Genomic DNA, 25848 nt, shown 5'->3' with positions numbered 1-25848 from the left:
ACATGCGCGCCCTCCCCCTCTCGATCGGCACCATCCATTTCGTCGGCATCGGCGGCATCGGCATGAGCGGCATCGCCGAAGTGCTGCGCAACCTCGGCTACACCGTCCAGGGTTCCGACCTGGCGGAGAGCGCCAACGTCAAGCGGCTGCGCGGGCTGGGCATCCAGATCAGCATCGGCCACCGCGCGGAGAACATCGCCGGGGCCGCGGTCGTCGTCGTCTCCTCGGCCGTCAAGCGCGACAACCCTGAGGTCGTCGCCGCCCGCGCCGCCCTGGTCCCGGTCGTCCGCCGCGCCGAGATGCTGGGCGAGCTGATGCGCCTGAAATGGGCCATCGCCATCGGCGGCACCCACGGCAAGACCACGACGACCTCGATGGTCGGCAACATGCTGGAGCACGCCAACCTCGACCCCACGGTCATCAACGGCGGCATCATCAACGCCTACGGCACCAACACGCGGCTCGGCTCAGGCGACTGGATGGTCGTCGAGGCGGATGAGAGCGACGGCACCTTCATCAAGCTGCCGGCCTGCATCGCCGTGGTCACCAACATGGACCCCGAGCATCTCGACTATTACGGCACCTTCGACAACATGCGGGCCGCCTTCGACAGCTTCGTCCAGAACATCCCCTTCTACGGCTTCGCGGCGCTCTGCATCGACCATCCCGAGGTGCAGGCGATGATCCCGCGCGTGTCGGACCGCCGCATCATCACCTACGGCTTCAGCCCGCAGGCCGACGTGCGCGCCGTGAACATGCGGCTGGGCACCGAGGGGGCCGAGTACGACGTGGTGATCGACGACCGCCACACCGGGGAGAGCCGGACCATCATCGGCGTCCGCCTGCCGATGTACGGGCCGCACAACGTCCAGAACTCGCTGGCCTGCTTCGCGGTGGGCAACGAGATGGGCCTGCCCGACGTGGTGATGCGCGACAGCATGGCGAAGTTCCAGGGCGTCAAGCGCCGCTTCACCAAGACCGGCGAGTCGAACGGCATCACCGTCATCGACGATTACGGCCACCATCCGGTGGAGATCGCCGCCGTGCTGAAGGCCGCGCGCACCGCCGGCACCGGCCGGACCATCGCCGTCGTCCAGCCGCACCGCTACTCGCGCCTCGCCAACCTGTTCGAGGAGTTCTGCACCTGCTTCAACGACGCCGACGCGGTGATCGTGGCCGACGTCTACGCCGCCGGGGAGCAGCCGATCGAGAACGTCAACCGCGACAGCCTCGTCGAGGGGTTGCGCATGCACGGCCACCGTCAGGTGCTCGCTCTGCACGGCCCGGACGAGCTGCCGCAGCTGGTCCGCGAGATCGCGCGGTCGGGCGACCTCGTGGTCTGCCTGGGCGCCGGCAACATCACCCAGTGGGCCAACGCCCTGCCGGGTGAGCTGGACAAGCTGTCGGGCAAGGCGTGACGGGTTTTCTCCGATGACAACCACCACCGTCTCCCTCATCGACCGGATGCCCGCCTGCCGCGGACGGCTGACCGCCGCGGCGCCGCTGTCCAACGTGACGTGGTTCCGCGTCGGCGGTCCGGCTGAGGTCATGTTCCGGCCGGAGGACGCCGACGATCTGGCGGGCTTCCTGGCCGGACTGCCGGACGACGTGCCGGTGACGGTGCTGGGCGTCGCCTCCAACCTGCTGATCCGCGACGGCGGCGTTCCCGGCGTGGTGATCCGGCTGGGCCGTGGCTTCGCCGGCATCGCGGCGGACGGGCTGACCCTGGAGGCCGGCGCCGCGGCGCTCGACCTGAACGTCGCCGCCGTGGCGCGCGACGCCGGCGTCGCCGGGCTGGAGTTCCTCTCGGGCATCCCCGGCACCATCGGCGGCGCGCTGCGCATGAACGGCGGCGCCTACGGCCACGAGATCAAGGACGTGCTGGTCTCCGCCCAGGGCGTGACCCGCCGCGGCGAACGCGTGTCCTACGACAACGCCGGCATGGGCTTCACCTACCGCCACGCAGGGGTGCCGGAGGACGTGATCTTCACCGGCGCCACCCTGCGCGGCACGGCCGGCGACCCGGCGGAGATCGCCCAGCGCATGGCGGAGATTTCCGGCAAGCGCGCCGACACCCAGCCGGTCCGCTCGCGCACCGGCGGCTCGACCTTCAAGAACCCGCCCGGCCACAAGGCGTGGGAGCTGATCGACAAGGCCGGCTGCCGCGGGCTGACCATCGGCGGCGCGCAGGTGTCGGAGAAGCACTGCAACTTCCTCATCAACCAGGGCGCCGCCACCGCGGCGGAGCTGGAGGCGCTGGGCGAAGAGGTCCGGCGCCGCGTGTTCGAGGCCTCCGGCGTCACGCTGGAGTGGGAAATCAAGCGGGTCGGCGTGGCCCGCGAAGGAGCGTCCGCATGACCACCCCCCACAAGAAGCATGTCGCCGTCCTGATGGGCGGCTGGTCGGCGGAGCGCGAGGTGTCGCTGGTCAGCGGCGCCGGCGTCGCCAAGGCGCTGGAGGAGGAAGGCTACCGCGTCACCGCGGTGGACGTGCAGCGCGACCTGGAGGGGTTGCTGCGCGCGCTGACCGACCCGCGTCCCGACGCGGTGTTCAACGCCCTGCACGGGCGCGGCGGCGAGGACGGGACGATCCAGGGCGTGCTGGAATTCCTCGGCATCCCCTACACCCATTCCGGCGTGCGCGCCGCCGCGGTCGCCATGGACAAGGCGATGACCAAGGCGCTGCTCGCCCCGGTCGGCGTGCGCTCGCCCAAGGGCCTCGTCCTCACCAAGGGCGAGCTGACCGGCGGCGCCCACCCGATGCCCGCCCCCTACATCGTCAAGCCGGTGGACGAGGGTTCGACCGTCGGGGTCACGCTGGTGCGCGAGGGGCAGAACAGCCCGGTCGGCGACGCCTGGACCTTCGGCGAGCGCGCCCTGGTCGAGGAATTCATCCCGGGCCGCGAGCTGACCGTCGGCGTTATGGGCGGGCTGGACGGCGAGTGCCGCCCCCTGACCGTGACGGAGATCCGCTTCGAAGCACAGGTGTATGACTACACGGCTAAATACAGCGCCGGTCATGCCGTTCATACTGTGCCCGCGCAGATTCCCGAGCATGTCGCGGAAGAAGCCAAGAGGTTGGCGGTCCTGGCCCACCGGACCCTGGGATGCCGCGGCGTTTCGCGCAGCGACTTCCGCTGGGATGATCGTAAAAGTGGGACCGACGGACTCTTTTTCCTGGAAATCAACAACCAGCCGGGCATGACGCCGCTGTCGCTGGTTCCTGAACAGGCCGCTGCCGTGGGGCTCTCCTACGGGGCTCTCGTCGCTTGGATGGTGGAGAACGCCGCATGTCAACTCGACTGAGCATCGATCCGCAGTTCCGCGCCGGTTTCGGGGGCTCTGCGAACCGGGGCCGCGACGACATGCCGGTGCCGCCGCGCGCCATGGCGAAGTCGGCGCAGAAAGGCAACCGCCGCCGCGCCTGGCCGCGCTGGACCCGTCCCGCGGTCAAGGCGGCGATCCTGCTGACGCCGGTCCTGGTCGTCGCCGGCATGGCCGCGTCGGCGTGGCAGCGCGGCACCTTCGCCGAGACCACCGCGGCGCTTCACGAAAGCCTGATCCAGGCCAGCGCGTCGGCCGGATTCGCCATCGCCGACGTGCTGGTCGAGGGCCGGACGGAGACCGAGCCGTCCTCGATCCTGCGCGTGCTCGGCGTGCAGCGCGGCGACCCGATCCTCGCCGTGACGCTGGCCGACGCCAAGGAGAAGCTGGAGAGCCTGCCCTGGGTGGCCTCGGCTTCCATCGAGCGGCACCTGCCCGACATCCTGTTCGTCCGCCTGACGGAACGGCAGCCGATGGCGATCTGGCAGCACGACCGCAAGTTCACCGTCATCGACCGTGAAGGCCGCCCGCTGGCCGACGCCACCGAGCTGGCGCGGCGCGGCAACCGGCGGATCGAGACGCTGCCGCAGGTCGTCGGCGCCAACGCGCCGATGCAAGTGCCGAAGCTGCTCGCGGCCCTCGACAACGTGCCGGCGCTGCGCGAAAAGGTGAGCGCCGCCTCCTGGGTCGGCGACCGCCGCTGGGATCTCAAGCTGAAGAACGGTGTCGTGGTGAAACTGCCGGAAGCCCGCATGCCGTCCGCGCTGCGCCAGTTGGCGGAGATGGACGCGACGGGTCAGGTCCTCGACCGCGACATCGTGGCCATCGACCTGCGCCAGAACGACCGCGCCGTGCTGCAGACCTCCGCCACCGCCGTCCTGCCCTGGACGGAGGAGGAGAACAAGAAGAAGCCGGGCAAGAAGACGTGATCCTTCCTCACCGCTTTTCCTGACTCACGAACGACCGGACGCATCGAGGCCATAGGGTTGTGCTGAACATGGGCTTCAACGGGGCGAAAAAGCCAAAACGAGCCACGCGCGGCGGGATCATCGCCGCGCTGGACGTCGGCTCGACCAAGGTCTGCTGCCTCATCGCCCGCGTCGAGGATGCGGGGGCCGTGCGCATCGTGGGGATCGGCCACCAGATCGCCACGGGGGTGCGCGCCGGCGCCATCATCGACATGGAGGCGGCGGAGACGTCCATCGGCGCCGCCGTCCACGCCGCCGAGCAGATGGCCAACGAGACGATCCGCGACGTGATCGTCAACGTGTCCTCCCCGATTTCCCACGGCTTCAACGCCGAGGTCCCCGTCTCCGGCCAGGAGGTGACGGAGAGCGACGTCCGCCGCGCGCTTGCCCACGCCCGCAGCCTTCAGGTCGGCCCGGACCAGGCGCTGGTCCACGCGATCCCCGTCGGCTTCGCGCTCGACGGCAGCCGCGGCATCCGCGACCCCAAGGGGATGTACGGCGAGCGGCTGGGCGTCCAGGCCCACGTCATCACCTCGCCCGCCGGGGCGGTGCGCAACCTGCAGACCTGCGTGGCCCGCTGCCATCTCGACATCGAGGGTCTGGTCGCCAGCCCCTACGCGTCCGGCCTCGCCTGTCTGGTCGACGACGAGATGGAGATGGGCTCCGCCTGCATCGACATGGGCGGCGGCACCACGACGATCTCGGTCTTCTCCGAAGGCACGCTGGTCTGGTCGGACTGCATCCGGCTGGGCGGCAACCACGTCACCAACGACATCGCGCGCGGGCTGACCACGCCGGTCGTCCATGCGGAGCGCATGAAGACGCTGCACGGCAGCGCCATCACCAGCCCCGCCGACGAGCGCGAGATGATCGACGTCCCCCAGGTCGGCGAGGAGGAGCGCCTCGGCGCCAACAACCTGCCGAAATCCTATCTGGTGCGCATCATCCAGCCGCGGCTGGAGGAGATCTTCGAGCATGTCCGCTCGCGGCTGGAGCATTCCGGCTACGCGAAGCTGGTCGGCCGGCGCGTCGTCCTGACGGGCGGCGCCAGCCAGTTGCCGGGCATGCGCGAGTTGGCGCAGCTGATCCTGGACAAACAGGTCCGCATCGGGCGACCGACGCGGATCACCGGTCTGAACGAGGCGCAAGGCGGTCCGTCCTACTCGACCGCCGCGGGCCTCCTTCTCCACGCCGTGCGCAATCCGGCGGAACTTCCCGTGGCGGGCCATGAGGCTGGCGCCGGCACGGGGTTCTTCGGGCGCGTCGGCCTGTGGCTGCGGGAGAACCTATGACGATCCACCGGCAAAGGTTCCCGGCCCCAAAAAGGCTCCCGCCGCGCCACGGCATTCCTGCCTAAAAACACCACCCGGACCCAACCGGGCAAAGAACCCGCGACGCAAAGCATCGAACCAATCAAAAGGTTGTGGAGGCCATAACATGATCAACGTGACCATCCCCAGCATCGAACCCGAGCTGAAGCCCCGCATCACCGTCTTCGGTGTCGGCGGCGCCGGCGGCAACGCCGTGAACAACATGATCAAGTCCAACCTCGAAGGCGTTGACTTCGTGGTCGGCAACACCGACGCGCAGGCCCTCAAGGGCTCGCTCTGCGAGAAGCGCGTCCAGCTCGGCACCACCATGACCCGCGGCCTGGGCGCCGGCTCCAAGCCGGACGTCGGCCGCGCCTCCGCCGAGGAGCAGCTCGAGGAGATCATCGGTCACCTCGAAGGCGCCAACATGGTGTTCATCACCGCCGGCATGGGCGGCGGCACCGGCACGGGTGCGGCTCCGGTCATCGCCCGCGCCGCCCGCGAGCGCGGCCTGCTGACCGTCGGCGTGGTGACCAAGCCCTTCCACTTCGAGGGCGCGCACCGCATGCGGCTGGCCGAATCGGGCATCGCCGAGCTGCAGCAGTACGTCGACACGCTGATCATCATCCCGAACCAGAACCTGTTCCGCATCGCCAACGAGAAGACGACCTTCGCGGACGCCTTCAAGATGGCCGACGACGTTCTGCATTCCGGCGTGCGCGGCGTCACCGACCTGATGGTGATGCCCGGCCTCATCAACCTGGACTTCGCCGACATCCGCTCGGTCATGACCGAGATGGGCAAGGCGATGATGGGCACCGGCGAAGCCGGCGGCGAGCGCCGCGCCATCGAGGCCGCCGAGGCCGCCATCTCCAACCCGTTGCTCGACGACGTGTCGATGAAGGGTGCCCGCGGCGTCCTCATCAACATCACCGGCGGCTACGACATGACCCTGTTCGAGGTCGACGAGGCGGCGAACCGCGTCCGCGACGAGGTCGATCCGGACGCCAACATCATCTTCGGCTCGACCTTCGACAGCTCGCTGGACGGCGTGATGCGCGTGTCGGTGGTCGCCACCGGCATCGACGCCGCGGCCATGTCCAACCCGCGCACCCTGCACCCGGTCAACCTGTCGCTGGTCTCCGACCGCAACGGCGGCAACGGCGGCGCCAAGAAGCCCGCCGGTGCCGCCGGCCTGACCCAGGCCGCCCCGGCCCCGCTCGCCTCCCCCGGTCAGGTCGCCCCGGCGATCCCCGGCGCCGGTCTGGCTCCGCGCCCGATGGGCGGAGTCGCGCAGCCCCAGGTCCAGCAGCCGCATCCGTCGGAGTTCCAGCAGCACGTTCCGGTGCAGCAGCCGGCGCCGCAGCCGGTCCAGCAGCCCATGGACCCGATGGTTCAGCACGCCCCGCAGCATGCGCCCCACCCGCACATGCCGATGGGGCATGACGGCATGCAGCCGGTGGAGAACGCCCCGGCCCGCAACGTCGCCACCGGTCCGCTGCACAGCGAGCGCCGCGACGGCCACTTCATCGCCCCGAAGGCCGCCGATCCCGGCCCGCGCCAGTCCTCGGTCCCGATGTCGAGCCAGCTCGCCGCCGCCGCCCAGGCGGAGCCGCCGGCCCGCAAGCCGAACTTCCTGTTCGGCCTGGTCACCGGTCTGGCCGGCCGCAAGGCTGATCCGGCGCCGCAGCCGGCCCCCCAGCCGCAGCATCAGCCCCAGCATCAGCCGCACCACCATCAGCCCCAGCAGCACCAGCCGCAGCACCAGCAGCCGGTGATGCCGCAGCCGCCGATGGCCGCGCAGCAGCCGCCGATGCAGGCCCCGCGCCCGCAGGCGACGGGCGTCGACGGCACCACCCAGAGGATCGACGAGGAAGCGCTGGACATCCCCGCCTTCCTGCGCCGTCAGGCCAACTGACGCGTCACCGAAGCTGGCCCAATTGATCTGAGGGCAACAGCAACCCGCCGGTCGCCGCCGCCTCTTTCGAAGTGGCATCGGCGGGTATCCACAACCTGTTAGACTTCAACCGCCTCCAGAGCTTCGCAAGAACGCTCCGGGGGCGGTCTTTTCGTGTCTGGGGAGCGCCCCGGTTCGCGCCCGGCGACGACGCTCTACCGCCCTGCAACAAACGGTAACAAAGAGTGATTTGTCGTCCACAGGGGGCAGTGATACCTAGCATATGTGGTCATAAGCGCTGACCCGCCCCTCCCAAGGGAGACCGGCGGCAAGTCGCGGACCGATCGCACAAAGACCAAGATTGTAGCGGGACAGACACCGTGGCTCAGAATCGCATCAAGACCGAAGGCATGCTGCAGCGTACCCTGGCGAAGCCGGTGCGTTGCTCGGGCGTCGGGCTGCATACGGGCGCGACGGTCACCCTGACGATTTCCCCGGCCGAGCCGAACAGCGGCATCGTCTTCCGGCGCACCGATCTCAGCGGCCCCGCCGCGGTGATCCCGGCGCGCTGGGACCATGTGGTCGACACCAAGCTGTGCACGGTCATCGGCAACGCCCACGGCACCACCATCGGCACCATCGAGCATCTGATGTCGGCGCTGGCCGGCTGCGGCGTGGACAACGCCGTGGTCGCGCTGGACAACATCGAGGTGCCGATCATGGACGGCAGCGCCGCCCCCTTCGTGGAGGCCATCGAGCGCGTCGGCACCGTGTCGCAGAACGCGCCGCGCCGCGCCATCCGCATCCTGAAGCCGGTCACCGTGACCGAGGGCAACAAGAGCGCCACCTTCACGCCGGACCACACCACGGGCTTCAGCTTCGAGATCGACTTCGCTAGCAAGGCGATCGCCCAGCAGAGCCACGAGGTCGAGCTGGACGCCGAGACCTTCCGCGACGAGATCAGCGCCGCCCGCACCTTCGGCTTCCTGCACGAGGTCGAGGGCCTGCGCAAGATGGGCCTCGCCCGCGGCGGCTCGCTGGACAACGCGGTGGTCATCTCCGGCGACGAGGTGATGAACGAGGGCGGCCTGCGCTTCGACGACGAGTTCGTGCGCCACAAGATCCTGGACGCGGTTGGCGACCTCTATCTGGCCGGCGCGATGTTCGTCGGCCATTTCCACGGCGTGCGCTCCGGCCACGCCCTGAACAACCTGCTGCTGCGCGCTCTGTTCGCCGACACCAGCGCCTGGTGCTACGAGACCCCGCCGAGCACGGCTCTGCCGGGCGCCGTCTGGCACGCGACCGAGCGGCTCGCCGTCGCCTAAGACGCACCTCACACGCCGGGATTGCCCCTGCCCTCCCCTTCCGGGGAGGGCATTTTCGTTTTTCTCAACCCCCCTCCCCTTCCGCGCTCGCGCCTGAGGGGTCCCGCGCGTACTCCCCTCCCCTTCCGGGAGTGGAAGGACTTCATGTCCGCGCCGCTCTCCCAAAATCGTAGAAGTATTGAATTATATCAATATTTTATGTGGTGTTTTTAAGACTTCACCTGAGTTGACGCCGCCAAAATCCTCTCTCCCGCTTTCGGAGAGGACGCCCACGCAACGGGCGGACGAGGGTCGTGCGAGGATCAAGGGCTGATCCTTGCCACCACCCTCACCCGTCCCACGCCACCAGCGTGGGCCCCTTCCCTCTCCCGGGACGGGAGAGGGGACATGAGACCACTCACTGCTCCGCGGCGTAGGCGCCGAAGCGGGTGTCTTCCTTCAGGATGTGCTGGCCCAGCCAGTCGGCGCAGAACTCGAACACCGCGTCGCCCGTGATGGTGTCGCGATGGGCGTGGAAGCGCTCGCGGTAGGATTCGACATTGCGCGTCAGGCTGTCGTGCAGAGCCTTGTGCGCGGCGAAGGTCGGGTAGTTGGCCTGGGCCATGTGCGCTTCTTCGCGTGCGAAGTGATCCTTGGTGTAATGGATCAGCTCGTCGAGGATCGCTTCGACGACGTCAGGAGAGGCGCGGTTCTCGTCCGTGCCCAGCTTGTTGACGATGTCCACGAGAACGCGATGATCCTCATCGAGTTCTTCGATGCCGACGCTCATCCAGCGCGACCATTGAATGGAGTCCATAGCGATCCTCCGCCTCGTTTTTCTTTTAGGGCTTCGACCCTTTATGGGACCAGCGGTGAGGAGCGTCAACGCGGCACTCAGCCGCGCCGACCCTCCCCTTCCGCCCCCAAGGCCAAACGGCGTTCAGCCGGCGATCAGCTCCGCCCACTCCTGTTCGCTGAGGATGGTCACGCCCAGGTCGCGCGCCTTGGCGGCCTTGCTGCCCGCGTCCGCCCCGCAGACGACGTAGTCGGTCTTGGCCGAAACCGAGCCGGCGACCTTGGCCCCCAGCGACTCGGCGCGGGTCTTCGCCTCGGTGCGGGTCATCGTCTCCAGCGTGCCGGTGAAGACCACCGTCTTGCCGGCGACGGGGGAGCCGCTGGCCGCCTTCGGGCGCTCGGCGTCGGCCACCCGCACGCCGGTGGCCCGCAGGTCGTCGATGATGGCGCGGTTGCGCTCCTCCTGGAAGAAGCCGGCCAGCTCCTCCGCGGCGACCTCGCCCACGTCGGGGATGGCGACCAGTTCGCCCCAGCCGGGACCGGGCTGCGCGCCGACCGCGGCGAGCATCGCCGCCTTCCACTCCGCCAGGGCGCCGTAGCGCCCGGCCAGCGCCTGGGCGGCCCGGCTGTCCACCTTCTTGATGCCCAGCAGCTTGATGACGCTGTCCAGCCGCAGCGCCTCCTGACCGGCGTAGAAGTCCAGCTTCGGCAGGTTCTCCGGATCGGCGAACCAGGCCAGCAGAGCGTCGGCCTTCACCGGGCCGAGCCCGTTCAGCGCGTGCAGGTCGCGCCACGCCTCGCCCGGCATGGTGGCGACGGCGCGCTCCATCCCCTCCAGCCAGCCGTCGATGGAGCCGTAATGGCGGGCCAGCGATTTGGCGGTCACCTCGCCGATGTGGCGGATGCCCAGCGCGAAGATGAAGCGGTGCAGGTCGATGCGCTCGCGCCGCTGGTTGATCGCGGCGAACAGGTTCTCGACCGACTTCTCCTTCCAGCCGGGACGGCCGAGGATGGCGATCTCGCCCGCCGCCACCCGGCGCTCCAGCGTGAAGATGTCCACGGGGGAGCGGATCAGCCCGTCCTCCCAGAACTCCTCGATGGTCTTCTCGCCCAGCCCTTCGATGTCGAAGGCGTTGCGCGACACGAAATGGCGCAGCCGCTCCTTGGCCTGGGCGGCGCAGATCAGCCCGCCGGTGCAGCGGCGCACCGCCTCGTCCGGCTCGCGCACGGCGAGGCTGCCGCAGACCGGGCAATGGTCGGGGAAGACGTAGGGCACGGCGTCGTCGGGGCGCTGCCCCTCCACCACCCCGACGATCTGCGGGATCACGTCGCCGGCCCGCTGGACGGTCACCAGATCGCCGATGCGGACGTCCTTGCGGGCGATCTCGTCCTCGTTGTGCAGGGTGGCGCGGCTGACCACCACGCCGCCGACGGTGATGTCCTCCAGTTCGGCCACCGGGGTCAGGGCGCCGGTGCGGCCGACCTGGATGGTGATGCCCTTCAGCCGGGTCTGCGCCTGCTCGGCCGGGAACTTGTGGGCAATGGCCCAGCGCGGCGCCCGGCTGACGAAGCCCAGCCGCTGCTGAAGCTCCAGGCTGTTGACCTTGTAGACCACCCCGTCGATGTCGAAGGGCAGCGCCGAGCGCTCCTCCCCGATCTTGCGGTAATGGGTCAGCAGCGCCTCGGCGCCGTTGCACAGGTTGGCCGGGCGGTTCAGCGAGAAGCCCCAATGGCGCAGCCGCTCGCGGATGCCCCACTGGGTGTCGGCGATCGGCTCCGACAGCTCGCCCAACGCATAGCCGAAGAAGCAGAGCGGCCGCGACGCGGTGACCGTCGAATCCTTCTGGCGCAGCGATCCGGCGGCGGCGTTGCGCGGGTTGGCGAACAGGTCCTCCCCCCGCTCCGCGTAGGCGCGGTTCATGGCCAGGAAGTCGTCGCGGTTCATGTAGACCTCGCCGCGCACCTCCAGGACGGCGGGGAACGGCGCCTCCAGGGTCTGCGGCACATCCTTGATGGTCCGGACGTTGGCGGTCACGTCCTCGCCCTCCGTCCCGTCGCCGCGGGTGGCGGCCAGGACCAGCCGGCCGTTCTCGTAGCGCAGCGAGCAGGACAGCCCGTCGATCTTCGGCTCGGCCACGAACTCCAGCGGCGCGTCGTCGGACAGGCCGAGGAAGCGGCGGACGCGGGCGACGAACTCGTGCGCCTCCTCCGGCTCGAAGGCGTTGCCGAGCGACAGCATGGGCAGCGCGTGCCGCACCTTGCGGAAGGCCGCCGACGGGGCGGCGCCGACGCGCAGCGACGGCGAGTCGGCCCGGCGCAGCTCCGGGTAGCGCGCCTCGATCCCGTTGTTGCGGCGGACCAGCGCGTCATAGTCGGCGTCGGAAATCTCCGGCTTGTCCTGCTGGTGGTAAAGCCGGTCGTGGTGGGCGATCTCCTGGGCCAGCGCGGCCAGTTCCGCCTGCGCCTGCTCCACCGTCAGCTCCTCCACGGGGATGCTGCGGAGCGCGGCGGGGGTGTCGAACAGGTCGTTCATGGCGGGTCTCTTCGGTGCCTTCTCGTGTGGACGGCGCTGGATCGGCGGGCGCCGCCGGGGGCGCAGCATAGCGCCGCAGGGACGCGCCGTGGAGTCCGGCCTTGAGCCGGACTGGCATTCGATCCCGCGCGCACCACCCTTGAAACCGCCGCCATCGGGCAGACCTAGAAAGCTGCGGGGGTGCTGAGGTTGCGTGTATGATGAGCCGGCGCCCGTGAACGGATGTGCTGTATGACCGAGCCGACCAGCCGTGCGACCCCCGGCAACCTGACCGCCGGCAGCCTGACCATCGACGATCGATTCGTCATCGCCGCGGCGCTTGACCGCATCCTGTACGACGATCCCGACCAATTCGCGACGGAGGATGCGCGCCTGCTGCGCCGGATGATCCCGCGCACCCGTTCCGCCTGGCTGCGGCTGGGCTTCCGTGCGGAAAGCCAGGGGCCGTCCATGTCGGGCCGCGCCGCCGGGGTGGGCGACGTGAAGATGGACGGCGACAAGAAGGTGGTCGAGGGCGGCGTGGGCGAGGCCCCGGTCTGGCGCTGCGGCCAGTACAAGATCACCAACCACGGGGACGATCTGGAGATCTGGCAGGTGATGAGCGACGAGTTCGCGGAGGAGCCGAAGGGCGCCCGCCTGGAATACGGCCCCACCGGCGCGCCGGAACGCCTGACCTTCTTCCAGCCCCGCGATCTGGAGTTGCGCATTCCCTTCACCGGCATCGCCATCGGACTTCGCCTGGGCGGCTGGCAGCCCTGGAAGCGCGCTGCCTGAGACCGGCATAAGCCTGCGCCCGCTTGTCGCATACAGGAGTATTAGAACGTTCCGTCGGCAAATCCCCGGACGACGGAACACCTGCGCTCCGCACCATCTTTTCAAAGATTTTCAGCGCCTTGAGAACTGGTCGTATTTCCTATGACCACGGCAAGGAGTGATAACGGGAAATGATCTTATTTCCTTGTTTTTCACTTATGACAGCAAGCAGTTCGATAGCTCCAGCATTTTTCAATGCTGCAACAGAGCGCGAAACCAATTGGTAAAACTGTCATGCCCATACTCTCTTCATGGTGATGACCCAGCGGCGATCCGCCGGGAGGAGCCCCGGACGTGCCGCGGCTCAACGCACGCCAACCAAGAACAACGAGACGAAGACCATGGACAGCGGCATTCAAGGCGGCATTCAGGACCGCCTCTCCTTTCTGCGGATCGGCGGTGAAACGGCGACGCTTCTGAAGGAAGCCTGGAGCATCGCCGAGCCTCAGCTGCCGGTGATCCTCAAGGACTTCTACGATCACCTCCTCGCCATTCCCGACCTCAGAAAGATCCTGGACGGGAAGTCGCTGGAGCGGTTGAAGGACGCGCAGGTCAACCACTGGCGGCACCTGTTCTCCGGCAGCTTTGACGATGTCTATCTGACGCGCGTGAAGGCGGTGGGCCAGGCGCATTACCGCATCGGCCTGCACCCGCGCTGGTATTTCGGGGCTTACCGGCTCGTCCTCGGGCGACTGGGCGCGCTGGTCGGCGAGCGCCACCGCCGCGACGCGCCGCGCGCCATGAGGATCATGGGGGCGGTGGAAACCGCGATCTTTCTCGACCTCGACCTGTCCTTCGACGCCTACAGCACCGCCGTGATGACCATGACCAACCGGATGCTGGTGGAACTGGCGGAGAATTTCCGGGACACGGTGCAGGGCGCCATCGAGACCGTCGGCCATTCGGCGGCGGCGGTCAACGCGGCGACCGGCGCGGTGCGCGGCATCGCCCAGGACACCGGCGTGCGCACGGAGCATCTGACCGGCGCGGTGTCCGGCACGGCCAGCAACGCCCGCGCCATCGCCGCCGCCGCCGAGGAGCTGACCGCCACCAACCACAGCGTGGTGTCGCGCATGGAAAGCGCCTTCTCCATCGTCGACGACGCGCAGGCCGCCACCCAGCGCTCGACCGAGGCGGTCACCGCGCTGGCCGGGATCGCCGGGCGGATCGGCGGGACGCTGAAGCTGATCAACGCCATCGCCAACCAGACCAACCTGCTGGCGCTGAACGCCACCATCGAGGCGGCCCGCGCCGGCGAGGCCGGGCGCGGCTTCTCCGTGGTCGCGGCGGAGGTGAAGGTGCTCGCCAAGCAGACCGCCGGAGCGACGGAGGACATCACCCGCCTGCTTCAGGAGATCGACGGCGCAACGGGCCGGACCCGCGACGAGATCGCCAGCATCGGCACGGTGGTCGGCGCGCTGCGCACCCATTCGCAGGACGTGCTGTCCATCATGGGCCAGCAGAACGACGCGACCCGGGAGATCGCCGAGAACATCCATGAGGCCAGCCGTTCCGCCGAGCGCATGTCCGAGGAGGCCGGACACCTCGCCGACGGCGCGCGGTCGGTCATGGTGTCGGTCGAGGACGCCTTCCACACCACCGCGCGGCTGACCGGGACGGCGGAGGAACTGCGCGCCGCGCTCGACAAGTTCCTGTCGCACATGATGTCCCTGCGCGTGGCGGCGTGACCGGCGCCGGCGGGCGGCCGGCACGCGCGAAGACCGCGCACCGGCCGGACAGCACCCCACACAGGACGAGGCGGAACGGTCCTTCGTGACGGGGGGCCGCCCTCAGACCGGCCCCGCCCTCAAACCGCGTCGAACGGATGCAGCGGGTCGGAATGGTGCTCCGCCAGGGCCGCGGCGTGGGTGTAGGCGTCCATCGACGGGACGGCCTCGTACAGCGCCGTCGTGTGGTCCCCGTGCGACGGGGCCGCCGCCTCCAGACCCTGGGCGACGAGATGCTGCCACACGGTGTCCTGGCCGGCCGCGGAATGGTCGGTGGAAAGGGCCGACGCCACGGCGCCCGTCCCGGTGGCGCCCGTCCCGATGGTGGAGGGGAACCAGGACTTGTCGGCATCGACGACCAGCGTGCCGTTCCACCACAGTCCGGCCTGCCCCTTCACCACGTCCTTCCCGTCGAGCGCGCCCTTGTCGTAGGTGACGTTCGACGCCGTGGGGGCGACGGCGTGGCCGTTGATGGTGACCTTATTGACGAACAGCGAGCGGTCCTGCCCGTTCACCACGGCGTCGTTGTCGTACTGCACCTGGACCTTGTGGGCGTGGTCGGCGGTCAGGTTGGTGGCGAAGGTGAAATCCTTGGCCGCGGTGCCGGCCATGCCCTCGCCGACCTTCTGGCCATCCACCAGCAGGTTGAAATGGGCGTTCACCCCGCCGGCCGGCGCGCCGGAGGCGTTGACCGTGATGGTCGTGTTGGCGGGCGCCGCCCCAACCGGGACATTCTGGGCCGGGAAGTCCTTCGCCGGGGCATCGACGACCAGCGTGCCGCCCCACCACATGGACGACTGGCCTTTGACCACGTCCTTGCCGTCGAGCGCGCCCTTGTCATAGGTGACGTTGGCGGCGGTCGGGCTGTGCGCCGTGCCGTTGATGGTGACCTTGTGGACGAACAGGTTGCGGTCCTGGCCGTTCACGAAGCCGTCGTTGTCGTACTGGACCTGAACCTTGTGCGCCTGCTCGGCGGTCAGGTTGGTGGTGAAGCTGAAATCCTTCGCCGCCGAATCCACCGTGGCCTGCCCCACCGTCTTGCCGTCGACCAGCAGCTTGAAATGGGCGTTCACCCCGCCGGCCGGGGCGCCGGAGGCGTTGACGGTGATCGTCGTGGCGCTCTGCGCCGTCGCCACCGGGGCGGACTGGGCGATCTTGGCCAGCAGGGCGTCGGTGTCCAGCTCGAAATAGCCGGCGGTGCCCATGGCCTTGCCGGTGCTGCGGGCGAGGTCGAGGAACTCGTCCTGGGTCAGCCGGGTGCCGGTCTGCTCCACCCAGGCCTGCTGCGCCCGCGCCACCGCCGCGGTGACCGCCGGGGCGGCGAAGGAGGAGCCGTTGGCCGTGTAGGTGACGCCCGACAGGTTGGTGATCCGCACGTCGGTGCCGTCGGCGCAGACGTCGGTCAGGGTCGGGCTGCGCTGCGCCCAGGACGGGAAGGCGCCGTCGCCGGTGGAGGCCGAGACGCAGATCTGGTTCACGTCGGCGGAGTAGCTGGACACGCTCTGCGACACCCCGCCGTCGCCGCTGTTGCCGGCGGCGGCCACCGTCAGCACGCGCTTGGCGGCCAGAGCGGCCAGCTCGTCGGAAATCGAGGTGGTGGCCGCGGTCGTCTGCGCGCCGCCGCCCAGCGACAGGTTCACCGCCGTGATGTTGTAGGCGTCGGCGTTGGCGACGACCCACTGCAGGGCCTTCTCGATGTTGGCCTCGCTGGCGCCGCTGCCGTCGTCGGGCATGACCTTCAGCGCGATGATGCCGACGTCCGGCGCGTTCTCCAGGATTTCCGCGGTGACCAGGGCGCCGTGCGTGTTCGCGTTGGCGACCATGACGTCGTTGTCGTTTCCGTAGAAGTCATACTGATAGACCAGCCGGCCCGTGTTCCAGGCGGAGGACAGGCCGCTGTCGATCACGACGACGTTGCCGGCGGAAGCGGAGCTGTTCGACATCTTGCCAACCTTGTTCGTTCTTGGGCGAACGGCGCCCGTCGCCGGGCGCGCAAGGCTGGACTATGCGTGTTTTGCTGTGGCCGCCGTATGACCGCTGCGGGCGATTGCTGTGACCTGGATGGAGGATTTAGCCCTCTACCCTCAGGGGAGAGGGTGGCCCGAAGGGCCGGTGAGGGGGGTGCGCACAGCGGTTCGTCCGGCAAAAGCGCAACCCCCTCACCCTAACCCTCTCCCCAGAGGGGAGAGGGGATAGAGGCGTTCCGCTACCCCCGCCCGGCGATCAGGCTGTCGGCGGCGGCGCGGGCTTCGGCGGTGACGGTGGCGCCGGACAGCATGCGGGCGATCTCTTCGCGGCGGTCGTCGCCGTCCAGCTCGACCACGCCGGTCGTCACCTGCTCGCCCTTCACCGACTTCTGGACCTTGAGGTGGATGGAGCCGCGCGCGGCGACCTGCGGGCTGTGGGTGACCACCAGGACCTGGAGCCCCTGCCCGAGCGTCTTCAGCCGCTCGCCCACGGCGGCGGCGACGGCGCCGCCGATGCCGGTGTCCACCTCGTCGAACACCAGCGTGCCGACGGTCGAGGTCTGGGCCAGCACCACCTTCAGCGCCAGCATGAAGCGCGCCAGCTCGCCGCCCGACGCGATCTTGTTCAGCGCGCCCGGCGGCGAGCCGGGGTTGGTGGCGACCTGGAAGGCCACGCGGTCCATGCCGGCGGCGGTCCAGTTCGATTCGTCGGCCAGCGGCTCGACCAGAGTGCGGAACTTCGCCTTTTCCAGCTTCAGCGGGGCGAGTTCCGTGGCGACGGCGGCGTCCAGACGGCCGGCGGCCTGCTGGCGCTCCCGGCTCAGCGACTCGGCGGCCTTGCGGTAGGCGTCGCGGGCGACCTCGGCCTCGCGGGCGAGGCGGGCCAGCAGGTCGCCCTGGTCCTCGATCAGCAGCAGCCGGTCGGCCATGTCCTTGCGCAGCGGGGCCAGCGCGTCCACGTCCACCCCGTGCTTGCGGGCGGCGGCGCGCAGGGCGAACAGCCGCTCCTCCAGCTTCTCCAAGGCCTGCGGGTCCATGTCCACGTCGGAGGACACGGCCTGGAGACCGGCGATGGCCTCCCCCGCCTCGGTCGCGGCGCGGTCCAGGGCGGCGATGACCGGATCGAGCTTGCCGGCGGCCTTGTCGGCGATGCGGCTCAGCGTGCGGATGGCCGAGGACAGGGCGCGCTCCACCCCACGGTCGCCCGACAGCTCCGCATAGGCGGCGTTGAGGGCGTCGACCAGCTTCTCCCGGTGCATCAGCACGGCCCGGGTCTCGGCCAGTTCCTCCTCCTCGCCGGCCTTGGGGGCCAGAGCGTCCAGCTCGGCCACGGCGTGGCGAAGATATTCCTCTTCCGAGCGGGCGCGGGCGATCTCGGCGGCGGCGTTGGCGCGCGCGTCCTCGACCTGCCTCCAGGCGCGGTGGGTGGCGGCGACCTGCGCGGCCTCGGCGGCCAGCCCGGCGTAGGCGTCCAGCACGCCGCGATGGGTCTGCGGATTCAGCAGGCCGTGGGTGTCGAACTGGCCATGGACCTCGACCAGCTCCTCGCCCAGCCGCTTGAGCAGGCCGACGCCGACCGCCTGGTCGTTGACCCAGGCGCGGCTGCGTCCGTCGGCGCTGACGGTGCGGCGGACGACCAGCCGCTCCTCGGGGTCGAGTCCCTGCTCCTTGAGGATGGCCAGTGCCGGATGGTCGCCGGACAGATCGAACTCCGCCGTCACCGACGCCTGATCGGCGCCGTGACGGACGAGGCCCGAATCGGCCCGTGCGCCCAGCGCCAGACCCAGCGCGTCGAGCAGGATCGACTTGCCCGCGCCGGTCTCGCCGGTGAGGACGCACAGCCCCTTGCGGAAGCCCAGCCCCAGCCGTTCGATCAGGACGACGTCCCGGATCGTCAGCGACGCCAGCATGGATCGTCCTAGAACAGGGAGCTCCAGGCTCTGCTGATCCAGGACTTCTCGTTTCGCTCCGGACGCACGTTGGCGTCCACCAGCAGTGCGTAGCTGTCCGTGTACCATTCGCTGCCGGGGAAGTTGTGGCCGAGCACGGCGGCGGCGGTCTTCGCCTCGTCCGTGATTCCCAGCGCCAGATAGCACTCCACCAGCCGGTGCAGCGCCTCAGGGACGTGGGAGGTGGTCTGGTAGTTTTCAATCACCATGCGGAACCGGCCGATGGCGGCGGTGTACTGGCGCTGCTTCAGATAGAAGCGCCCGACCTCCATCTCCTTGCCGGCGAGATGGTCGTTGGTCAGGTCGATCTTGATCTTGGCGTCGCGGGCGTACTGGCTGTCCGGGAAGCGGCGCACGACCTCCGACAGCGCATCGAGCGCCAGACGGGTCATGCGCTGGTCGCGGCGGACGTCGGTGATCTGCTCGTAATAGGACAGCGCCCGCATGTAGTAGGCGTAGGCGACGTCCGGGCTGCCCGGATGGAGCTGGATGTAGCGGTCGAGCGCCAGGATCGCGTCGTCGTACTTCAGATCCTGGTAATGGGCGTAGGCCGCCATGATCTGCGCCTTGCCCGCCCATTCGGAATAGGGGTGCTGGCGCTCCACCTCGTCATAGAGCTTGGCGGCCACCTTGAACCGCTCCTCCCGCATGGCGGCGTCGGCCTCTTGGTAGATCTGCTCGGCCGGTCGCTCGACATACTGGTCCTCGGGTTTGGTCGAGGAGCAGGCGGTCAGGGCGGAAGCCAGGAGGAGGGCCGCAAGCGGCAGACGGGAAAAACGGCGGGGCATGGTCGTCGCGATGCTTTCGAAGTTGGCCCTATATAGCACGCCGGGGCGCGGGGGCGGCAAGCCGCTTCGGCGAACAAATTTCGAACCTCGCCGCCATGACGCGGCCGGGCGCCCGGATTGAAAGGCGGGAAGCGGGGTCCGGTCAGCCGAACCGATCAGCCGAACAGGGCGTCAATATCGGCCTGGCTGATGTTGCCCATCTCCTGATGGTCGGCCGGGCCGTGCAGCTCCAGCGTCTCGTCCATCTTGGTGACGGTGGGCGGCAACGGCATCGCCTCGAACTCGCGCTTGTTCCAGTGGCTCATCATGGCGTCGACGCGCTCCTCGATGAAGGACAGGGCGCGGACGACCTTGGTGATGCGCTGGCCGGTCAGGTCCTGGAAGTTGCAGGCCTCGTAGATGCGGACGATCACGTCGTTCATGTCGTTGACGCGGTCGGCGTGGTAGCCCTCCGGCAGCGACGATTTCAGCTCGTGAACGACCTCCTCCAGCTCCTCGGCGCAGGCCATGATCGTGTTGGTGGCGGCCTCCGTCGCCGAGACGACGGCGTTCAGTTCCTGCGACGCCTGCACGAACTTGTCGTCGCCGGCCAGCGGGTGGCGGATCGCCGCCATCTCCACCTTGGTGGCCTTGATGCGGCCCGAGATGTCGGCGATCTCGACCTGGATCTGGTCGATCTGCTGGGCGTCCATGGTCAGGAAGCGGTCGAGCTTCGCGCCGAGATCGCTGATGGCGCGGATGACGTCGCTGTTGTCCACGGTGACCGGGCCGGACGGCAGCGAGGCCAGCGCCGGCGCCAGGGCGGCGGTGTCATCCACCACCCCCTGGTAGGGGTTGCCGGTCCGGCGGGCCTTCTGAAGCTCCGCCATGAAGGGTTTCGAGAGATTCCTCATGCGGGCTGCGCCTCTTTCCGAAGGGACGTCCGGGGCATCCGCGCACGCCGGCCCGTCTGGTCAGGACTGCCCGCCAAGGCCGGCATCGACCCGGCGGGCGACGATTGTCATAGCAAACTTCAGGTCCCAATGCGCCGGCCGTCTGGCGCGGCGGCAACTCTTCACAAATCCGACGCCGAACCGTCTTGTTGACCGGGAGGTCAGCCGAACAGCGCGTCGATGGCCGCCTGATCCAGCGGCGCCGGAGGCTCGTCCGCCGCGGGCGGCGGGGCGGCCGCAGGCTTGGCGGCCGGCTTCGGAGCGGGCTTGGCCGCCGAGGCGGGCTTCGGCACCGGCTTCTTCGCGGCGGGGGCCGCAGCCGGAGCGGGTGGCGGCGGAGCCGCGGCCGGAGCGGGGGCCGGACTGTCGAACAGGCTGTCGATGTCGGCCTGGCTGGCCTTTGCCGGAGCCGGAGCCGGGCTGTCGAACAGGCTGTCGATGTCGGCCTGACTCGCCTTGGCTCCGGCCTGGGCCGCCGCCGGGGCGTCGGCAGGAGACGGAGCGGGCGGCGGTTCGGGAGCCGGCGGCGGGGGCGGTGCCGCCATCGCCGGGCTGTCGAACATGCTGTCCACGTCGGCTTGGCTGACGCCGAGGCCGTCGAGCTGGGGACCGTTCAGCAGATGGGCGTCCGGCCGGGTGTCCGTGTTCTCGGGCGCGACCTGGAGGCCGGCGAGCTTCTCGACGCCCCAGATGTTGATCATCGCGTTGACGCGCTGCTCGATGTAGCGCAGCGCGTTGACCACCTTGCTGGTGCGCTGGCCGGTCAGGTCCTGGAACGAGCAGGCGGTGAAGATGTTGGTCACCTCCCCCTCGATCTCGGAGCACAGGCCGGGGTCGGCGCCCTCCGCCTTCAGCTTGCCCGACAGGTCCATCAGCCGCTCGGCGGCGTTCAGGATCTCGAAGGACGCGCGTTCGGTGGAGATGACGATGGCGTCCAGCTCGTTGGTCGCCGATATGATCTTGTCGCCGCCGGCGTCGGGCGGACGCAGGGCCGCGACCTCGCGCCGCGCCTGCTCGATGGAGGCAGCCATCTCCATCAGCTCGCGCCGCAGCACCTCGACGTGCTTGGAGGCTTCCACCACCTCGCTCTGCTGATGCCAGGAGCTGCGGAACTCCAGCAGCATCTTGCGCACCTCCTCCGCCGCGGCCCCATGGGCTCGGCGGTGGAAGCGGCGCAGGAAGGCTCGCCCCTTGGTCGTGCGGGCGATCGCTTCCTCGATCTGGTCGAACTCTTCCTCGGAAAGCTGCGGAAGCTGATCCAACCCAACCACTCCTTACCCGCCGATGACGGCCTGGATCTTCTGCTTCAGGGTATCGGCGTTGAAAGGCTTCACGATGTAGTTGTTCACACCGGCCTGCTTGGCGGCGATCACGTTCTCGGTCTTGCTCTCGGCGGTGACCATGATGAACGGGGTCGAAGCGAGCTTGGCGTCGGCGCGGATCTCCTTGAGGAGCTGCAGACCGGTCATCGGCTCCATGTTCCAGTCGGAAATGATGAGGCCGAACTTGCTCTCGCGCAGCTTCTGCAGGGCCGAGACGCCGTCGCCGGCCTCGTCGATGTCCGTGTAGCCGATCTGGGTCAGGAGGTTCCGCACGATGCGCCGCATGGTGGCGTAGTCATCGACGACAAGGATCTTCATCTACGCGTCTCCGCATTCTTCCGTTGCTGGGCACCGGCCCGGCGTTCAGCCGCCCGGCGCGGCATGGCGTGCGCCGGGGTCGATCTGGTCCGACTGTGATGCCTTAAGTCTGCCGAAAAGTCATCCCTCACGGCCACAGTGACCTACGCCCGTAAATATCGGGTTACCAAGTCCGCCGAATTTCGCGGCGGTCCGAACAGGCATGCCCCTGCGCCGGGTGGGGACCTTGCCAGAATTCACAGGCGAACGCACGGGCTGATTCTCGCCTTTCACGCCGTCCACCCGCGTCCAATGGTCCACTCCGGGCCATTTCCATCAGACGATGATCGGGGACGTCGCCTGCCTCAACCATTGCATCACGGCGGCATCCCCCTCACCCGCGAGCCGCGGCTCCAGCGCCTCGCGCACCTGGTTGTGGTAGGCGTTCAGCCAGGCGATCTCCGCCTGGGTCAGCAGCGCCGGCTCGACCAGATTGCGGTCGATGGGGGCCAGGGTCAGCACCTCGAACCCCAGCATGGGCCGCTCCGCCATCGGCAGGTCGAGCGGCTGGACGACGATCAGGTTCTCGATGCGGATGCCGTAGGCGCCGGTCTTGTAGTAGCCGGGCTCGTTGGACAGGATCATGCCGGGCTGCAGCGCGACGCTGTTCGGCACCTTGGAGATCCGCTGCGGCCCCTCGTGCACCGACAGGTAGCTGCCCACCCCGTGGCCGGTGCCGTGGTCGTAGTCGAGTCCCAGCGACCACAGTGGCAGGCGCGCCAGCGTGTCGAGCTGCGACCCGGTGGTGCCGCGCGGGAATCGCGCCGTGCTGACGGCGATGTGGCCCTTGAGGACCAGCGTGAAGCGCTCGCGCATCTCCGGGGTCGGCGCACCGATGGCGATGGTGCGCGTCACGTCGGTGGTGCCGTCCTGATACTGGGCCCCGCTGTCCAGCAGGAACAGGCTGCCCGGCTCCAGCCGGCGGTCGGTCGCCTCCGACACCCGGTAATGGACGATGGCGCCGTTCGGCCCCGCCCCGGAGATCGTGTCGAAGCTGAGGCCGCGGAAGCGGTCGTTGGCGCGGCGGAAGGCCAGCAGCCGGTCCGCCGCCGCGATCTCCGTCACCGCGCCCGACGGCGCCTCCTGCGACAGCCAGTGCAGGAAGCGGACGAGCGCCGCGCCGTCGCGGGCGTGGGCGGCGCGGGTGCCGGCCAGCTCCGCCTCGTTCTTGCAGGCCTTGGGCAGGGCGCAGGGATCGGGGTCGCGCTCCAGCTTGGCGCCGGCCATGTGCAGCCGGTCGAAGATCCAGGCCGAGGTGCTGGCCGGGTCGGCCATCACCTTGCGCCCCTCGCGACCCAGCCCGTCGAGCGCGGTCCCCAGCTCGTCCGGGGCGCGCACGGCGACCTGGTTGCCGAGATGGGCCTCGACGCCCGGCGCCAGCTTGCGGCGGTCGATGAACAGGTCCACCTGCGCGTCGTCCTTCAGGATCGCGAAGGACAGCGGCAGCGGCGTGCAGGGCACGTCCGCGCCGCGCAGGTTGAGCAGCCACGCGATGGAATCGGGCTGGGTCAGCACCACGGCGCCGATGCCGTTGCGCGCCAGGTCGCCGGCGAGGCGGGCGCGCTTGTCGGCGGCGCTGTCCCCGGCGAAGACGAGGTCCTGGGCGACCACCGGGGCCAGCGGGGGCGGCGGCTGGTCGGTCCACACGCGGTCCACCGGGTTGCCCGGGCAGGGCACCAGCGACAGGCCGATGCGCTCCAGCTGCTGGCGGGTGCGCTCCACCCAGCCGGCGGTGTGCAGCCACGGGTCGTAGCCGAGGCGCCCGCCCTGCGGCAGCGCCTCTCCCACCCACTCGGTCAGCGGGTCGTCGACCAGATGCCGGTATTCGTAGAGATCGCCCGACACCTCCGTCTGGACCTGGAGGGTGTAGCGCCCGTCCACGAAGACGGCGGCGCGCTGGCGCCCGACGACGGCGTGGCCGGCCGATCCGGTGAAGCCGGTCAGCCAGGCGAGGCGCTGGGCGCGCGGCGGCACATACTCGCCCTGATGCTCGTCGCCGCGCGGCACGATGAAGCCGTCGATGTCGGCGCGCGCCAGGACGCCGCGCAGGGCGGCGATGCGGGCGGCGTAATCCGGCGCGCTTGCGACGCGACCGTCAGCAAGGTCGGCCTTCAGGGCGCGGAGCTGCCCGGCGAGGTCCTCCGGAAGCCGCGCTCCGACCAGGACCATCCAGCCGTCGGGGTCCTCCCCCTCCGGCGCGGCGAGCACCCCGGCGACGAGGCTGCGGATGTCCGCGGGGGTGTGGGGCAGGCCCGCCTGGGCCAAGAGCTGCGCCAGGGTTTCGTCGCCGCGGTAAGCGCTGGACACGGGGGCTGATCCTCATCCGGTGAAGCCGTCCGCGACAGGCTAGGCAGGGACGCCCCACCGCGCAAGCGCGGGAAAGGGCATAGCCGCGCGAAGCCCCCGGCGGGACGCCTTACAGCCCCGAATCGTCGGGCAGGCCCAGCCGTTCCAGCACGCGCTTGCGCGCGAGACCGCGGTCGACGTCGGGCACATGCAACAGGCCGCCGATGCGGCGCAGCAGGTTTGATTCCAGGTCGTTCAGCTCGCCGTCGGCGTAGGCGACCTCCCACAGCATCTCGATGATCCACAGCCGCTTGTCCGGCGGGCAGTGGTCGTTGATCACCGTGACGTAGCGGTAGTAGGGCGAGGCGCCCTCCGTGTCGAACACGGCGGCGGACAGCAGGTCCTGCGCCTCCTCCTCGCTCAGCTTGAAGTGGCGGCGGGTGACGTCGAGGATGCGCTCGCGCTCCGCCTGGGAAATGGTGTTGTCGGTGCGTGCGGCCTCGACCAGAAGGGCGGCGGCGGCGGCCTCCAGCCTGTGGCGGTCGTCGCCGGGGTCGTTCTCCTGGAACAGCGCCCTGATCCGGTTCAGCATCGGTCCTCCGCGGGTCGTCCATACGTCCGGAAGGAAATGGCGACGGGAGGACCGAAATCCAGGGGCATCAGCCCTTTACGGCCGTCCGCTTCGGGCGCTTCACCACAAGGGTGGTCCATTCGCCGACCGGGATGCGCGCGACCAGATGCAGGCCCTGGGTGCGGTGCGCCTGGATGACGTGGCGCTCCTGCCGGTTCAGCAGGCCGGCCAGGATGGCGACGCCGCCGCGCTGCAGATGGCGCTTGAGCTTCGGCGCCATGCGGGCCAGCGGACGGGCCAGGATGTTGGCGGTGATCAGGCGGTAGGGCTTGTGCTTGCCCACGATGGCGGTGTGGTAACCGTCGCCGCCCTGCGAGCGGATGCGGGCCTTCACCCCGTTGAGCGCGGCGTTGACGCGGGTGACGCGCACCGCCTCCGGGTCGATGTCCACGGCGGTGACCGGCACCCGCCAGCGCTTGGTCACCGCCAGCGCCAGGATGCCCGAACCGCAGCCCATGTCGAGCGCCCCGCCCCGACCGGCGTGCGGCAGGCTCATGCGGCGGGCCAGCCGGTCCAGCGCCATCAGGCAGCCCTTGGTCGAGCCGTGCTCGCCCGTGCCGAAGGCGGTGGCGGCGTCGACCAGCAGCGGGATGCTGCCCGCCGGGACGATGCCCTCATGGTGGGAGCCGTGGACGAAGAAGCGCCCGGCCTGGATCGGCGGGAAGCCCTGGTAGCTGTGCGACACCCAGTCGATGAGCGGCAGCTCCTCGACGATCAGCTTCGGCTCGGGGATGCCCACGGCCTCGGCCAGCACGGCGACGCGGGCGTTCAGCCGCGGCTCGTCCGGCTGCCCGTAGACCGTCGCCTCGACCAGCCAGTCGCCGTGCTCCTCCAACTCGAAGGTGGACACCGCGTCGGCGTGATCGCCAATCGCCTCGGCGAACGCGGGGGCGTGGGCTTCGGGAATGACGAGCGCGATGCGCCAGAGCTTGGAGGAGGACATGGG

The 25848-nt window shown here is 69.5% G+C and carries 20 protein-coding genes; 9 read left to right on the top strand and 11 right to left on the bottom strand.

Annotated features, from left to right (window positions below):
- The first annotated feature begins 2 nt into the window (after positions 1-2).
- The 7 genes from murC (at position 3) to lpxC (ending at position 8823) form a co-directional block, all read left to right on the top strand.
- Positions 3-1418, top strand: a complete 1416-nt coding sequence (murC, locus tag FBZ83_RS06055; protein ID WP_014241223.1) for a UDP-N-acetylmuramate--L-alanine ligase — start codon at positions 3-5, stop codon at positions 1416-1418.
- A gap of 13 nt (positions 1419-1431) precedes the next feature.
- On the top strand, positions 1432-2358 hold the full coding sequence (murB, locus tag FBZ83_RS06050) for a UDP-N-acetylmuramate dehydrogenase (protein WP_145681510.1): 927 nt from the start codon (positions 1432-1434) through the stop codon (positions 2356-2358).
- Positions 2355-3305: a D-alanine--D-alanine ligase gene (locus tag FBZ83_RS06045; RefSeq protein ID WP_137139126.1), complete on the top strand. Its 951-nt coding sequence runs from the start codon at positions 2355-2357 to the stop codon at positions 3303-3305. The genes murB and FBZ83_RS06045 overlap by 4 nt, the downstream gene beginning before the upstream one ends.
- Entirely contained in the window at positions 3290-4252 is a 963-nt protein-coding gene (locus FBZ83_RS06040; protein ID WP_145674494.1) for a cell division protein FtsQ/DivIB, read from the top strand. The genes FBZ83_RS06045 and FBZ83_RS06040 overlap by 16 nt, the downstream gene beginning before the upstream one ends.
- Before the next feature lie 68 nt (positions 4253-4320).
- Positions 4321-5583, top strand: coding sequence for a cell division protein FtsA (gene ftsA, locus FBZ83_RS06035; protein ID WP_038530575.1), 1263 nt, complete (start codon positions 4321-4323; stop codon positions 5581-5583).
- 145 nt (positions 5584-5728) lie between these two features.
- Positions 5729-7519, top strand: coding sequence for a cell division protein FtsZ (gene ftsZ / locus FBZ83_RS06030; RefSeq protein WP_145681509.1), 1791 nt, complete (start codon positions 5729-5731; stop codon positions 7517-7519).
- A gap of 359 nt (positions 7520-7878) precedes the next feature.
- Entirely contained in the window at positions 7879-8823 is a 945-nt protein-coding gene (gene lpxC, locus FBZ83_RS06025; protein ID WP_145681508.1) for a UDP-3-O-acyl-N-acetylglucosamine deacetylase, read from the top strand.
- Positions 8824-9220: 397 nt separating this feature from the next.
- Here lpxC and FBZ83_RS06020 read toward each other — a convergent pair whose 3' ends face one another.
- A complete protein-coding gene (locus tag FBZ83_RS06020; protein ID WP_145681507.1) occupies positions 9221-9619 on the bottom strand; it encodes a bacteriohemerythrin in 399 nt (132 codons plus the stop codon).
- Between the two features lie 123 nt (positions 9620-9742).
- On the bottom strand, positions 9743-12130 hold the full coding sequence (gene ligA / locus FBZ83_RS06015) for an NAD-dependent DNA ligase LigA (RefSeq protein ID WP_145681506.1): 2388 nt from the start codon (positions 12128-12130) through the stop codon (positions 9743-9745).
- Between the two features lie 231 nt (positions 12131-12361).
- Here ligA and FBZ83_RS06010 point away from each other — a divergent pair, with 231 nt between their 5' ends.
- Positions 12362-12904 (top strand): hypothetical protein, encoded by a 543-nt coding sequence (locus FBZ83_RS06010; RefSeq protein WP_145681505.1) that lies wholly within the window; start codon positions 12362-12364, stop codon positions 12902-12904.
- A gap of 380 nt (positions 12905-13284) precedes the next feature.
- On the top strand, positions 13285-14631 hold the full coding sequence (locus tag FBZ83_RS06005) for a globin-coupled sensor protein (protein ID WP_186465987.1): 1347 nt from the start codon (positions 13285-13287) through the stop codon (positions 14629-14631).
- A 119-nt stretch (positions 14632-14750) separates the two neighbouring features.
- Here FBZ83_RS06005 and FBZ83_RS31815 read toward each other — a convergent pair whose 3' ends face one another.
- The 9 genes from FBZ83_RS31815 to FBZ83_RS05960 form a co-directional block, all read right to left on the bottom strand.
- A complete protein-coding gene (locus tag FBZ83_RS31815; RefSeq protein WP_247888162.1) occupies positions 14751-16613 on the bottom strand; it encodes a carbohydrate-binding domain-containing protein in 1863 nt (620 codons plus the stop codon).
- Positions 16614-16876: 263 nt separating this feature from the next.
- A complete protein-coding gene (recN, locus tag FBZ83_RS05995) occupies positions 16877-18547 on the bottom strand; it encodes a DNA repair protein RecN (RefSeq protein WP_145681503.1) in 1671 nt (556 codons plus the stop codon).
- Positions 18548-18555: 8 nt separating this feature from the next.
- Positions 18556-19374 carry an outer membrane protein assembly factor BamD gene (locus tag FBZ83_RS05990; RefSeq protein WP_145681502.1) on the bottom strand — a complete coding sequence of 273 codons (819 nt, stop codon included), beginning with the start codon at positions 19372-19374 and terminating at the stop codon, positions 18556-18558.
- 155 nt (positions 19375-19529) lie between these two features.
- Positions 19530-20267: a protein phosphatase CheZ gene (locus tag FBZ83_RS05985; RefSeq protein WP_145681501.1), complete on the bottom strand. Its 738-nt coding sequence runs from the start codon at positions 20265-20267 to the stop codon at positions 19530-19532.
- A 200-nt stretch (positions 20268-20467) separates the two neighbouring features.
- The gene (locus FBZ83_RS05980) at positions 20468-21577 is read right to left on the bottom strand and encodes a protein phosphatase CheZ (RefSeq protein WP_145681500.1); all 1110 of its coding nucleotides are present in this window, start codon (positions 21575-21577) and stop codon (positions 20468-20470) included.
- A 3-nt stretch (positions 21578-21580) separates the two neighbouring features.
- A complete protein-coding gene (locus tag FBZ83_RS05975) occupies positions 21581-21946 on the bottom strand; it encodes a chemotaxis response regulator CheY (protein ID WP_014241240.1) in 366 nt (121 codons plus the stop codon).
- 315 nt (positions 21947-22261) lie between these two features.
- Complete coding sequence (locus tag FBZ83_RS05970) at positions 22262-24292, bottom strand: aminopeptidase P family protein (protein WP_145681499.1); 2031 nt, start codon at positions 24290-24292, stop codon at positions 22262-22264.
- 109 nt (positions 24293-24401) lie between these two features.
- Positions 24402-24863, bottom strand: a complete 462-nt coding sequence (locus FBZ83_RS05965; RefSeq protein ID WP_114859802.1) for a TerB family tellurite resistance protein — start codon at positions 24861-24863, stop codon at positions 24402-24404.
- Positions 24864-24930: 67 nt separating this feature from the next.
- A complete protein-coding gene (locus tag FBZ83_RS05960; protein ID WP_145681498.1) occupies positions 24931-25845 on the bottom strand; it encodes a 50S ribosomal protein L11 methyltransferase in 915 nt (304 codons plus the stop codon).
- Positions 25846-25848 lie beyond the last annotated feature (3 nt).

It is taken from the genome of Azospirillum brasilense (genome assembly GCF_007827815.1).
Classification (GTDB): Bacteria; Pseudomonadota; Alphaproteobacteria; order Azospirillales; family Azospirillaceae; genus Azospirillum; species Azospirillum brasilense_C.
Note: the sequence above shows the minus strand (reverse complement) of the source record. Positions and strands in the feature narration are given on the sequence as shown.

What these genes read in the sequence shown, in the direction of transcription:
- murC (WP_014241223.1), top strand. Translation starts at nt 3, where the DNA reads ATGCGCGCCCTCCCCCTCTCGATCGGCACCATCCATTTCGTCGGCATC.
- murB (WP_145681510.1), top strand. Translation starts at nt 1,432, where the DNA reads ATGACAACCACCACCGTCTCCCTCATCGACCGGATGCCCGCCTGCCGC.
- FBZ83_RS06045 (WP_137139126.1), top strand. Translation starts at nt 2,355, where the DNA reads ATGACCACCCCCCACAAGAAGCATGTCGCCGTCCTGATGGGCGGCTGG.
- FBZ83_RS06040 (WP_145674494.1), top strand. Translation starts at nt 3,290, where the DNA reads ATGTCAACTCGACTGAGCATCGATCCGCAGTTCCGCGCCGGTTTCGGG.
- ftsA (WP_038530575.1), top strand. Translation starts at nt 4,321, where the DNA reads ATGGGCTTCAACGGGGCGAAAAAGCCAAAACGAGCCACGCGCGGCGGG.
- ftsZ (WP_145681509.1), top strand. Translation starts at nt 5,729, where the DNA reads ATGATCAACGTGACCATCCCCAGCATCGAACCCGAGCTGAAGCCCCGC.
- FBZ83_RS06020 (WP_145681507.1), bottom strand. Translation starts at nt 9,619, where the DNA reads ATGGACTCCATTCAATGGTCGCGCTGGATGAGCGTCGGCATCGAAGAA.
- ligA (WP_145681506.1), bottom strand. Translation starts at nt 12,130, where the DNA reads ATGAACGACCTGTTCGACACCCCCGCCGCGCTCCGCAGCATCCCCGTG.
- FBZ83_RS06010 (WP_145681505.1), top strand. Translation starts at nt 12,362, where the DNA reads ATGACCGAGCCGACCAGCCGTGCGACCCCCGGCAACCTGACCGCCGGC.
- FBZ83_RS06005 (WP_186465987.1), top strand. Translation starts at nt 13,285, where the DNA reads ATGGACAGCGGCATTCAAGGCGGCATTCAGGACCGCCTCTCCTTTCTG.
- FBZ83_RS31815 (WP_247888162.1), bottom strand. Translation starts at nt 16,613, where the DNA reads ATGTCGAACAGCTCCGCTTCCGCCGGCAACGTCGTCGTGATCGACAGC.
- recN (WP_145681503.1), bottom strand. Translation starts at nt 18,547, where the DNA reads ATGCTGGCGTCGCTGACGATCCGGGACGTCGTCCTGATCGAACGGCTG.
- FBZ83_RS05990 (WP_145681502.1), bottom strand. Translation starts at nt 19,374, where the DNA reads ATGCCCCGCCGTTTTTCCCGTCTGCCGCTTGCGGCCCTCCTCCTGGCT.
- FBZ83_RS05985 (WP_145681501.1), bottom strand. Translation starts at nt 20,267, where the DNA reads ATGAGGAATCTCTCGAAACCCTTCATGGCGGAGCTTCAGAAGGCCCGC.
- FBZ83_RS05975 (WP_014241240.1), bottom strand. Translation starts at nt 21,946, where the DNA reads ATGAAGATCCTTGTCGTCGATGACTACGCCACCATGCGGCGCATCGTG.
- FBZ83_RS05965 (WP_114859802.1), bottom strand. Translation starts at nt 24,863, where the DNA reads ATGCTGAACCGGATCAGGGCGCTGTTCCAGGAGAACGACCCCGGCGAC.
- FBZ83_RS05960 (WP_145681498.1), bottom strand. Translation starts at nt 25,845, where the DNA reads ATGTCCTCCTCCAAGCTCTGGCGCATCGCGCTCGTCATTCCCGAAGCC.